The 1,982-nt window shown below is 46.9% G+C and carries 2 protein-coding genes; one reads left to right on the forward strand and one right to left on the reverse strand.

Translation table 11 applies throughout. The features are described 5' to 3' along the window. Positions 1-189: 189 nt before the first annotated feature. The gene (locus tag AB1797_14070) at positions 190-1,269 is read right to left on the reverse strand and encodes a pyridoxal-phosphate dependent enzyme (GenBank protein ID MEW5768712.1); all 1,080 of its coding nucleotides are present in this window, start codon (positions 1,267-1,269) and stop codon (positions 190-192) included. A 446-nt stretch (positions 1,270-1,715) separates the two neighbouring features. Here AB1797_14070 and AB1797_14075 point away from each other — a divergent pair, with 446 nt between their 5' ends. Next, positions 1,716-1,862, forward strand: coding sequence for a hypothetical protein (locus AB1797_14075; GenBank protein ID MEW5768713.1), 147 nt, complete (start codon positions 1,716-1,718; stop codon positions 1,860-1,862). Positions 1,863-1,982 lie beyond the last annotated feature (120 nt).

Raw genomic sequence — 1,982 nt, forward strand, 5'->3', positions numbered from 1 at the left:
TTGTGGTTGTCCGTCTACGGAACGGACATGGACAAGCACGGACAGGGACAAGCCCTGTCCCTACACTTCCGCCTTCTGTCCTGTGTTATTTATCCGTGCTAATTCGTGCATACCTGAACGGTTACCCTTGAACATCGGGTAACTTGACAAACTACCAGGCTCTTAGTAGAAAGCCCGAACGACTGAAGTTCAATAGCCTTCCGCCTTCAGCCTCTCCACCTGAGTAGTTACCAACTCTTTTACCTGGCGGTAGTGTTCTACCTCGTAGAAGGTCACCCTATCCTTTCTCTTTCTTTCCCATTGAGAGTAATGACCGGTTAAAAGGCAGAGGACTTTTTTTAATTTACGCTGGCTGGTGGCCTTAATCACTCCGGCAAAGTTAGCGGCTCCTTCCGCCGAGGTATTAATGCCGTAATGGCTTAAAAGTGAGCTTGCTTTCAGTATTTCCTCGGAACTGACCCACCAGCCTTGCCCCTTGGTTAGCCGGATCATCTTTACGATTTCTTCTTTCCGCGGCGTATTCTTTACCCCCAGACAGCCGGCTAAGGTTTCCTCTTCTTCCCGGCCATCTTTGACAAATTCCTTTACTACCGAGGCAACCTTGCCTGATTGAACCGCATGTATCTGGGGGAGTTTCCCGATCTGCCCGTATTTTTCTTTGAGATCGATAAATCCCCTCCCAATGCCGAGCAAGGAACTGCCAGACGTAGGAAAGACGAACACGGCCTCTGGATCAAGTCCCTTTTCGTATATCTCAAAGGCAATAGATTTGAAACCCTCGATGGAGGCGTCATCCACCGAGGGTCTCAGATTAACCAGATTAAAATGTCTGGCAGTATAACGGGCCATATTTATCGGTTTGGGAGTAGAAACGATTACCGCCTCAAATAGGCCGAGTTGATCTACCTTAAGCCTGGGAGTAAGGGGAGAGATAAAGACGAGGATCTTTATTCCGGCCAGGCGGCAGTAAGCGGCGGCTGATATAGCCGCATTCCCCGATGAAGAGATAACGAGCGGATTTTTCCCCTCCTGGTAATATTTGGAAACCTGGTAGGCTAATGATCTGGCCTTATGGGAACCGGTCGGATTCAGGTCTTCCCTTTTGAACCAGAGGTGATTCAAACCGAGGGCCTCAGTCAGCGGCCTTATTTCAAGCTCCTTTGTCCAGCCTTCTTCCAGGGTGAGTTGGCAAGAGGGATGAATATAAGGGTCATAAAGTCGGGCATATCGCCAGAGGTTGTATTTGTCTTTTTCGATGATAAAATCCATTCCCGTAAACAGTAGTCAGTAGTCAGGTAACTACTCAAAACTAAGTTAAGCAGTTAGTTGGGAGACAAAGCAAAATTCCCTCTCCCTTGATGGGAGAGGGATAGGGTGAGGGTGAAAGAGGATTGTTTATTTCACCCTCCCCTAACCCCCCCCATCAAGGGAGGGGAAGCTCTTATGCCGACGCTGTCGGTACAAAAGGAGATGAAACTTAACCCATAGCACTATAATCTGTAATGAGCTTACTTTTTTAACTTGATTTTGAGTAGATACGTAGTCAGTATAGCCAAAGTCTACTCCAAATCCCTTCTGTTTACTGTCTCCTGATTTTGCTCTCTTTTTGTAACCGTTCAGGGGGTAATGAAAGTTGAGGGGAAATTTTTGTAACTATTCAGCTTTTAAGGCATAAAGACACAAAGATTACCAATAATAGCACACGGATTACACGGATGAGACGGATTGACACGGATAAAAATTTATTAGAAAAAATCCGTGAGAATCCGCCAAAATCTGTGTCATCCGTGTGCTATTCTATCATTCTCTTCGTGGCTTTGTGGCTTAGTGGCTTTGTGGCTGAACGGTTACTCTTTTTGTAACCGTTCAGGTATAGCTGCACGGATTAGCACGGATAAATAACACAGGACAGAAGGCGGAAGTGTAGGGACAGGGCTTGTCCCTGTCCGTGCTTGTCCATGTCCGTTCCGTAGACGGACAAC

This window comes from bacterium (genome assembly GCA_040753085.1).
In the GTDB taxonomy this organism is placed as follows: domain Bacteria; phylum UBA9089; class JASEGY01; order JASEGY01; family JASEGY01; genus JASEGY01.

Coding starts and splice junctions, on each gene's coding strand:
- AB1797_14070 (MEW5768712.1), bottom strand. CDS start 1,269: ATGGATTTTATCATCGAAAAAGACAAATACAACCTCTGGCGATATGCC.
- AB1797_14075 (MEW5768713.1), top strand. CDS start 1,716: ATGAGACGGATTGACACGGATAAAAATTTATTAGAAAAAATCCGTGAG.